Annotated in this window: 5 protein-coding genes and 2 pseudogenes; 3 read left to right on the forward strand and 4 right to left on the reverse strand. The window is 77.4% G+C overall.

Going from position 1 to position 8082, the window contains the following annotated elements; all coding sequences use genetic code 11:
- Positions 1–173 precede the first annotated feature (173 nt).
- Entirely contained in the window at positions 174–5351 is a 5178-nt protein-coding gene (locus tag AQJ66_RS35580) for a DNA repair ATPase (protein ID WP_061930752.1), read from the forward strand.
- A gap of 7 nt (positions 5352–5358) precedes the next feature.
- Positions 5359–5541, forward strand: a complete 183-nt coding sequence (locus AQJ66_RS38645) for a hypothetical protein (RefSeq protein WP_061930755.1) — start codon at positions 5359–5361, stop codon at positions 5539–5541.
- A 315-nt stretch (positions 5542–5856) separates the two neighbouring features.
- Here the strand turns inward: AQJ66_RS38645 and AQJ66_RS35590 are convergent, their stop codons facing one another.
- The 3 genes from AQJ66_RS35590 to AQJ66_RS35600 form a co-directional block, all read right to left on the reverse strand.
- Entirely contained in the window at positions 5857–6630 is a 774-nt protein-coding gene (locus AQJ66_RS35590; RefSeq protein ID WP_061930758.1) for an anti-sigma factor, read from the reverse strand.
- Positions 6627–7211, reverse strand: coding sequence for a sigma-70 family RNA polymerase sigma factor (locus AQJ66_RS35595; protein WP_061930760.1), 585 nt, complete (start codon positions 7209–7211; stop codon positions 6627–6629). The genes AQJ66_RS35590 and AQJ66_RS35595 overlap by 4 nt, the downstream gene beginning before the upstream one ends.
- Positions 7212–7372: 161 nt before the next feature.
- Complete coding sequence (locus AQJ66_RS35600) at positions 7373–7576, reverse strand: hypothetical protein (RefSeq protein ID WP_208611530.1); 204 nt, start codon at positions 7574–7576, stop codon at positions 7373–7375.
- Positions 7577–7616: 40 nt separating this feature from the next.
- On the opposite strand from AQJ66_RS35600, the pseudogene AQJ66_RS38650 reads away from it, so the two are divergent.
- Positions 7617–7724, forward strand: a pseudogene (locus AQJ66_RS38650) (flavodoxin family protein); the annotation flags it as partial.
- A gap of 76 nt (positions 7725–7800) precedes the next feature.
- Here AQJ66_RS38650 and AQJ66_RS35605 read toward each other — a convergent pair.
- A pseudogene (locus AQJ66_RS35605) lies at positions 7801–8082 on the reverse strand (phospholipase); the annotation flags it as partial.

The raw sequence follows: 8082 nt of genomic DNA on the forward strand, positions 1-8082 counted from the left end.
CCAACACTCGCCCACTCGGCCACTCGGCCACCCGACCGGCACCCGGCCCCCGGCCACCCGGCCACCCGGCCACCCGGCCACTCGGCCACCCGACCAACACTCGCCCACTCGGCCACCCGACCGGCACCCGGCCCCCGGCCACCACTCGGCCCGAGCTGAAGGGAAGCACCCGCATGGCCACCGTCCCGGAGACGGGCCCGTACGACACCGCCGACGCCGGTACCTACGAGGTGCTGCGCGACCGGCTCCGTGTCCACGCCGCCGACCTGGCCCGCCGCGCCGAGGCCCTCAACGCCCGCCGCGCCGAGGAGTTCGGGTCCGCCGGGCTCGCCCTGGAGGCCACCGGGCGGCTGCGCACCGGGCACGCCTGCGTGCCGTGCGACGTCGTCGCCGTCGGGGACGTGCTGCTCTTCGGCAGCACCGGCCGCACCGGTGACGGCACGGGCGACGGTACCGGCGCGGCGGTCGCGGACGTCCTCGCCCTGTACGACCGCGACCTCGGCCGGCTGCCCGAGGACGCCGTGCCCGGACTCCTCGACGACCCCGCGTTCGTGCGCGAGTTCGCCGCCCTGCACCGCTACTACCGGCAGGCCCGCCTGCTGCGGCTGCGCCGCGTGGACGGACGGCTGCTGGCGGTGTTCCGCACCGGCGACAAGGCCGACGACGTCCGCGCCCTGCGCTGGCGGCTGACCGCCGACGGCCGGGCGGAGTTCCTGGACGCGCGCGGCGACCGCGACGACACCTTCCCGCCCGCCCACGACGTCACCTGGACCACCGCCGGCCGCGAGGACCACGTCCTCGGCCGGGACCCGTACGTCGCCGTGCCCGGCGGGCTGGGCGTGGCCACCGTCGGCGGGCGCCTCACCGTCCGCGGCCCGGAGGGCGAGGAACTGTACGCCGAGCCGGTCGAGGAGCCGCTCCAGGCCCTCGCCGACGCGGCCGTCGCGCACGCGCGGGTCGGCCCGCTGGTCCTGCTGCGCGTCCGGCCGTACAAGGAGGTCGCCGACCGGTACCTGGTGTTCGCCTCCCTGACCCGGTCGGTGGTCCGGCTCGACGGCCTCGGGCAGGCGTGCCGCCGGCTGCCCGAGGACCAGGGCGTCGTGTTCCCGGGCGGCTACTGCCTGGCCACGGGCGCGCACAAGACGTACGAAGTCGACACGGCGGGGCTGGAGTTCGAGCGGGAGGTGCGGGCGCCGAACGGCGAGGACGTGCTGTACGCGTTCCGCTCGCGCGCCGAGGGCCGGGCGCTGCTGCTGTCGTACAACACCCTCCGCAAGGAGGTCGCCACCCCGCTGCCGTGCCGGGGCTGGGCGCTGTTCGAGGACGGCGCCCTCGCCGTGCTGCGCGACGGGGGCGGGGAGCCCGCGCACGCCCACCCCGTGCAGTGGTGGGCCTCGCCGTACGTCTCCGACACCCACGCGGCGGCCCTGCGCACCGGCACCGGAGCGCTCGCCCGGGTCGGCAACGCCGACCTCGTGCGCGGGCTCGCCGACTGCCTGGGCGTCGCCCGGCTCGTCACCGAGGGCATCGGCACCGGCGAGGGCTACCGGGCGCTGGCCGCCGCCTGCGTCCGCGCCGCCGACACCCACCACTGGCTGGGCGATCCCGAACTCGGCTGCCTCGACGAGCCGTTGGCGGCGGTGCGGGAGACCGCCGAGCAGGTGCTCGCCGAGTTCGAGACCGTGCGGGACCTGACCCGGCGGGCCGCCGAGGCCCTGGAGGAGGCCGACGGGCGGATCGCCGCCGTGGTCCGCCGGCTGCGCGGCGAGGCACCCCGGGACGCCGCCGCCTGGGTCCGCGGTCTGACCGAACTCCGCCGGGCACACGGCCACTTGCTCACCCTCAAGGAGCAGCGGTACGCGGACACCGCCCGGGTGGACGAGCTGGCCGCCGCGACGGAGGCCGACCTGGCGGCCTTCGGGCGGCGCGCGGTGGCGTTCCTGTCCCGCGAGGACGCCTTCGCCGCCCACCACGCGGACGTCGAGCGGCTCGTGGCCGAGGCGGGCGCCCTGGAGACGGTGGCGGCGGCCGCCCCGGTGGCGGCCCGGCTGGACGACCTCGCCGACGGGCTGCGCACGGTCACCGAGGTCGTCACCGGCCTCGACATCGCCGACGCCACCGTCCGTACGGCCGTCCTGGAGCGGATCGCCGAGGTGCTGGGCGGCGTCAACCGCGCCCGCGCCACCCTCGACGCCCGCCGCCGCACGCTCCTGGACCGCGAGGGCCGCGCCGAGTTCGCCGCCGAGACGGCCCTGCTCGCCCAGGCCGTCACCGCCGCGCTCGCCACCGCCGGAGACCCGCAGGCCTGCGACGACCAACTGGCCGCGCTGCTCGGCCGGCTGGAGGACCTGGACGCCCGGTTCGCCGAGTTCGACGACTTCCTCGCCGAGCTGGACGGCCGGCGCACCGAGATCTACGAGGCGTTCGCCGCCCGCAAGCAGTCCCTCGCCGACGCCCGCGCCCGCCGGGCGGAGCAGCTCGCCGTCTCCGCCGCCCGGGTGCTGGACGCGGTCGCCCGGCGCGCGGCCACGCTTCCCGACACGGACGCGGTCACCGCGTACTTCGCCTCCGACCCGATGGTCGCCAAGGTCCGCCGCACCGGCGCCGAACTGCGCGCCCTGGGCGACAGCGTGCGCGCCGAGGAACTCGACGGCCGCCTCGCGGCCGCCCGCCAGGAGGCCGCCCGCGCGCTGCGCGACCGCACCGACCTGTACGCCGACGACGGCCGCACCCTGGTCCTCGGCGGCCACCGCTTCGCCGTCAACACCCAGCCCCTCGACCTCACCCTCGTCCCGCACGGCGACGGCCTCGCCTTCGCGGTCACCGGCACCGACTACCGGGCCCCGGTCACCGACCCGGACTTCGCGGCGACCCGCCCCTACTGGGACCGCCACCTGCCCTCCGAGTCGCCCGGCGTCTACCGCGCCGAGCACCTCGCCGCCCGCCTCCTCGCCGAGCACGGCCCGGCCGCCCTCGCCGCGGCCGACCTGCCCGCCCTGGTCCGGGAGGCGGCGCAGGCCGCGTACGACGAGGGCTACGAACGGGGCGTCCACGACCACGACACCACCGCGATCCTCACCGCCCTGCTCCCCCTGTACGAGGGCGCCGGCACCCTGCGCCACGAACCCGCGGCCCGCGCCGCCGCCCAGCTCTTCTGGACTCACGGCACGACGCCCACGGCCCGCGAGGCGTGGACCCGGCGCGCCGGGTCGCTGGTCCGCGCCCGGGAGACGTTCGGGGCGACGGGGGCCCCGGCCGAGCTGGTGGGGGAGCTGGCGGCGGCGATCGGGGGGTGGGCCCGGGCGGCGAGCACGGGCACGCAGGCGCCGGTCCGGCCACTCGCGGAAGCGGCCGGGTGGCCGTCGGGACCGGGGACGCCGGTGGCCGACCGGCCGCTGGGCGGGGCGGCTGGAGTGGAGGGGAGGACCACAGAAGCGGCCGCGCGGGCGTCGGTGCCGGTGGCCCGGAGGGCTTCGGCGCGCTCCGGGGCCACGGAGCCGGTGGCCCGGCCGGTCGGGCCACCCGGCGTGCCGGTGGGTGCGCCCGAGCAGCCGGGGGACGCCGGACCCGCCCGTCCGGCCGTGCCGTTGGTCGGGCCGGTGGGCGAGTCGCTCGCCGGCGCCGCCGCGGCGTACCTCGTCGACGAGCTGACGTCCGGGCCCGACGGGTTCGTGCTGGGGGCGGCGGCGCGCACCCTGCTGGAGAAGTTCCGGCAGACCGTGGGGGGGTCGTCGTACGCCGAGGACCTGCGGGCGCTCGCCGAGCCGGGTGCGCGCCGGCAGGTGGCCGAGGCGTGGCTGGCCTCGTACGCCGCCGCCTCCGGCACCGACGTGGACGCGGGGGAGCTGGCCGAGGCGGTGGCGGCCGAGCTGTGCCCCGGCCTGCCCCGCTACGACGGCGACGCCCCGCTCACCGCGACGGCCGAGGGACTGCTGGGCACGCACCCGCGGATCGGCGGGGGCCGGCTGGCGCTGCGCCTGGACGAGTTCCTGGCCCGCACGGCCCGGTTCGCCCGCCACGAGGTCACGGCGTTCCGGGCCTACCAGCGCCGGCGTACCGCTCTGGTGGCCGCCGAACGCGACCGGCTGCGCCTGGCCGACCACCGGCCCCGGATCATGTCCGCCTTCGTCCGCGGCCGCCTCGTGGACGAGGTGTACCTGCCGCTGATCGGCGACAGCCTGGCCCGGCAGCTCGGCACCACCGGCGCGTCCCGGCGCACCGACACCGGCGGCCTGCTCCTGCTGGTGTCCCCGCCCGGCTACGGCAAGACGACGCTCATGGAGTACGTCGCCGACCGGCTCGGCCTGATGCTGGTCCGGGTCAGCGGCCCGGCGCTGGGCCACGCCGTCACCTCGCTGGACCCGGCGGACGCCCCGAGCGCCAGCGCCCGCCGCGAGGTCGAGAAGATCAACTTCGCGCTGGCGGCCGGCAGCAACACGCTGCTGTACCTGGACGACATCCAGCACACCTCGCCCGAACTGCTCCAGCGGTTCATCCCGCTGTGCGACACCACCCGCCGCGTCGACGGCGTGTGGGACGGCGAGCCCCGCACCTACGACCTGCGCGGCAAGCGCTTCGCCGTCTGCATGGCCGGCAACCCGTACACCGAGTCCGGCGAGCGGTTCCGCGTCCCCGACATGCTCGCCAACCGCGCGGACGTGTGGAACCTCGGCGACGTCCTCACCGGCAAAGAGGACGCCTTCCGCCTCAGCTTCGTCGAGAACGCGCTGACCTCCCACCCCGTCCTCGCCCCGCTCGCGGCCCGCGACCGCGCCGACCTGGACCTGCTGGTCCGGCTGGCCTCCGCCGACCCCACGGCGCGCGCGGACCGCCTCGCCGCGTCCCTCGCGCCCGCCGAACTGGACCGCGTCCTCGCCGTCCTGCGCCACCTGCTCGCGGCCCGCGACACGGTGCTGCGCGTCAACGCGGCCTACATCGCCTCGGCCGCCCAGGCCGACGCGGCCCGCACCGAGCCGCCGTTCCGCCTCCAGGGCTCCTACCGCGACATGAACCGGATCGCCCAGCGGCTCAGCGCGGCCATGAACGAGGCCGAGCGGGAGGCCGTCCTCACCGACCACTACACGGCCGAGGCCCAGACCCTCACCACCGGCGCCGAGGCCAACCTGCTGAAACTGGCGGAACTGCGCGGCACCCTCACCCCGGAGCGGGCCGCCCGCTGGCAGGAGGTGAAGACCGCCCACGTCCGCACCCGCGCCCCCGGCGGTCCCGGGGACGACCCGCTGACCCGCGCGGTGGCGGCCCTCACCCTGCTCGCCGACCGGGTGGCGGCCGTCGAGTCCGCCATCATCCGCGCGGCCGGCCGGCCCGGCCCGACGACCGAGGAGCGCTGAACCACGGATGCTGTACTACCTGGCCCCCCTGTCCGCTGCCCTCGCGGTGGTCGCCGCCACCACGTACGTCCTGCTCCGCCGCGACCGCCGCCTGGCCCGCGCCTGCCTGGACCGGGGCCGCCCCGGACCCGTCGCGCGGGCCGCGCGGCCGGTCACGGCGGTGCCGGGATCTCCTGCTCGGTCCAGATGATCTTTTTTGTCGCCGGTGTGGCGGGTGCCCCAGCGGTCGGCGAACCGGGCCACCAGGAACAGGCCCCGGTCCCCCTCGTCCAGCGTGCGCCCGGCGCGGGTGCGGCGGGACGCCGCTGCCGTCGGACACCTCGCAGACGAGGGCCCCAGCCGGTCGGCAGCCGGGAGGCGGCGGCCCGGACCCCGGCGCGGCGGCGGGGCCGGACGGCACCTCCGGGAACGCGGTGTGCACCGCAGATGAGCCCGCCTCACCCCCCGGGAAGGGTGTTCCGCCGCGACCGGTTCGGGGGGTGTGCGGCCGTGTGCCAGGGTGATCTCAGGCCGGGATGCCGAGCAGTCCGACGGGCGTGCTGGTCGGCTGCCGTGAGCCGCCGGCCGGCTCGACGGTGATGCCGACGCCGGACGCCCCGTCCACCCGGCCCCGCATCAGCACGGTCTGCCCGGTCCTGCCGGGGCTCATCAGGCCGGCGGGGCGCATCACGCCGCCGTCGGCGAACCACAGCTGGTAGACCTTGCCGCGGGGCGGCGCGGCCATGCCCGAGGCGACGAACACCGCCCGGTCGCGGCGGGCGGAGACCACGAGCGTGCCCGTGCCGCCCGCGACCCGCGCCGACCGCGTCCGCGCGTCCGGAGCGGCCAGCACCGCCGCCACCTCGTCGGCCTGCCGCTCCGCCCGGGCCGCCTGCTGCCGGGCGTCCTGGGCGCGCTCGTACTGCCACACCGCCGTACCGCCGAACACGGTCGCGGCGGCCACGCAGGCGGCCAGTGCCCACCGGACCGGGCCACGGCCGCCCGGCACGCGGCGCCGCACCTCCTCCAGCACGGGGATGCCGGGCGGCACCTGGCGCACGGTGCCGATGCGGTCCAGCACCTGCTCGCGCAGCGCGGGCCGGACGGGCACGGCGCGGGCGGAGGCGAGCCGGGCGGCGGTGGCCGTGAACTCCGCGACCTCGCGGGCGCAGGGTTCGCAGCCGGCCAGGTGGCGCTCGAAGCCGGCCCGCTCGTCGTCGGGCAGCGCGTGCAGGGCGTAGGCGCCCGTCAGCGTGTGCGGATCGGCGAGGGCCGCCGGGTCGGTGCCGCGGCCGGTCATGCGGTCACCCCCAGGCAGTCGCGGAGCCGGATGAGGCCATCGCGCAGCCGGGTCTTCACCGTGCCCAGCGGCAGGGCGAGCGCCTCGGCGACCTGCCGGTAGGTCAGGCCGCGGTAGTACGCGAGGGTGACCGACTGCTGCTGCAGTTCGGTCAGGGTGCGCAGGCAGCGCCGTACCTGCTCCTGCTCCAGCCGGGTCTCGACCTGCTCGGTCACCTGGTCGTACTCGGGTGTCCGGTCCAGCAGCGCGGCCTTCGTGTCCCGCACGGCCGCCGCCTCCACCGACCGGACCCGGTCCACGGCGCGCCGGTGGGCGAGCGTCAGGATCCAGTTGACCGCCGTCCCGCGCTCGGGCCGGTAGCGCGGCGCGGTGCGCCACACCTCGACGAGCACCTCCTGCGCCACCTCCTCCGACTGGGCCCGGTCGCGCAGCACCGCCTGGACGACGCCGAGCACGGAGCCGGCCACCGCGTCGTACACGGCGGCGAAGGCCTCCTGGTCGCCGAGGGCCACCTCGTGCAGCAGCTGCTGCAGGTCGGGCTGGGACGACGGGTTTCTGCCGATGTAGACGGCTTCCTTCACAACGGTTCTCCCCAGGGGTCGACGGACCGGTACGTCCCGCGTAATCCGTGGCCGGGGGGCCCGCGGATTGGTCGGCTTTCGCCGGATCTTCCGGAGGGGGACTCCGTTCGGTTGCGGGACGTCCGGTCGGACCGTCGCAGAGTGGGCGCCGGTGGGACCCGCTACTTCCAGGGGCCGCCCGGCTGTCCCGGGGCGGGGCCGGTGGGAGGTGGGCCCCACGGGGGCCCGGGGGTCCGGGCGGCGGTGAGGCGGCGGCGGTGGCGGCTGCGCCGGACGGCCGTGACGATGGTGATGGCCGCCGCGGCGGCGAAGGCGGCGAGGAAGCAGCCGATCGCCGTGAGGATGCCGCCGACCATGGTCCCCACGCGGGGCTGGTCGCCCAGCGCGAACTCGGCCGGCCGCGGGCTGGCCCGGGCGCTGAAGGATCTGGGCGGCATTCCCGCCTACGGCAACCAGCGCACGGCCTGGGACGCCGGCTGCCGGCGCGACTACGAGAACCCGGAGCACCGGTAGGGCTCCGGACACGCAGCGGCCCGGTGCGGGCCAGGCGGTCCGCACCGGGCCGGTCACGCCGGTCGTGACGGTGGTGTCAGGCGGCGGCGCCGCGCTGCTTGCGGCGCAGCGTCAGGTAGGTGCCGGTGGCGCCCGCGGCGAGCAGGGCGCCCGCGGCGAGGCCCACCGGAAGGGCCGGGAACCCGGGGGCGTCGGTGGTCGCGGCGGTGTTCTGCATCGCCGGGCCGGGGGTGATGTCCGTGGAGACGGCCGCCACGTGGTGGATGGGGCCGACGGACTTGACCGAGCCGTCGGTGTTCAGCAGGACCTGCTTGCCGTTGGGGTGGCGGAAGTCGAACATGCCGCGCAGGGAGCCGGC

Source organism: Streptomyces bungoensis (genome assembly GCF_001514215.1).
GTDB classification, from domain to species: Bacteria; Actinomycetota; Actinomycetes; order Streptomycetales; family Streptomycetaceae; genus Streptomyces; species Streptomyces bungoensis.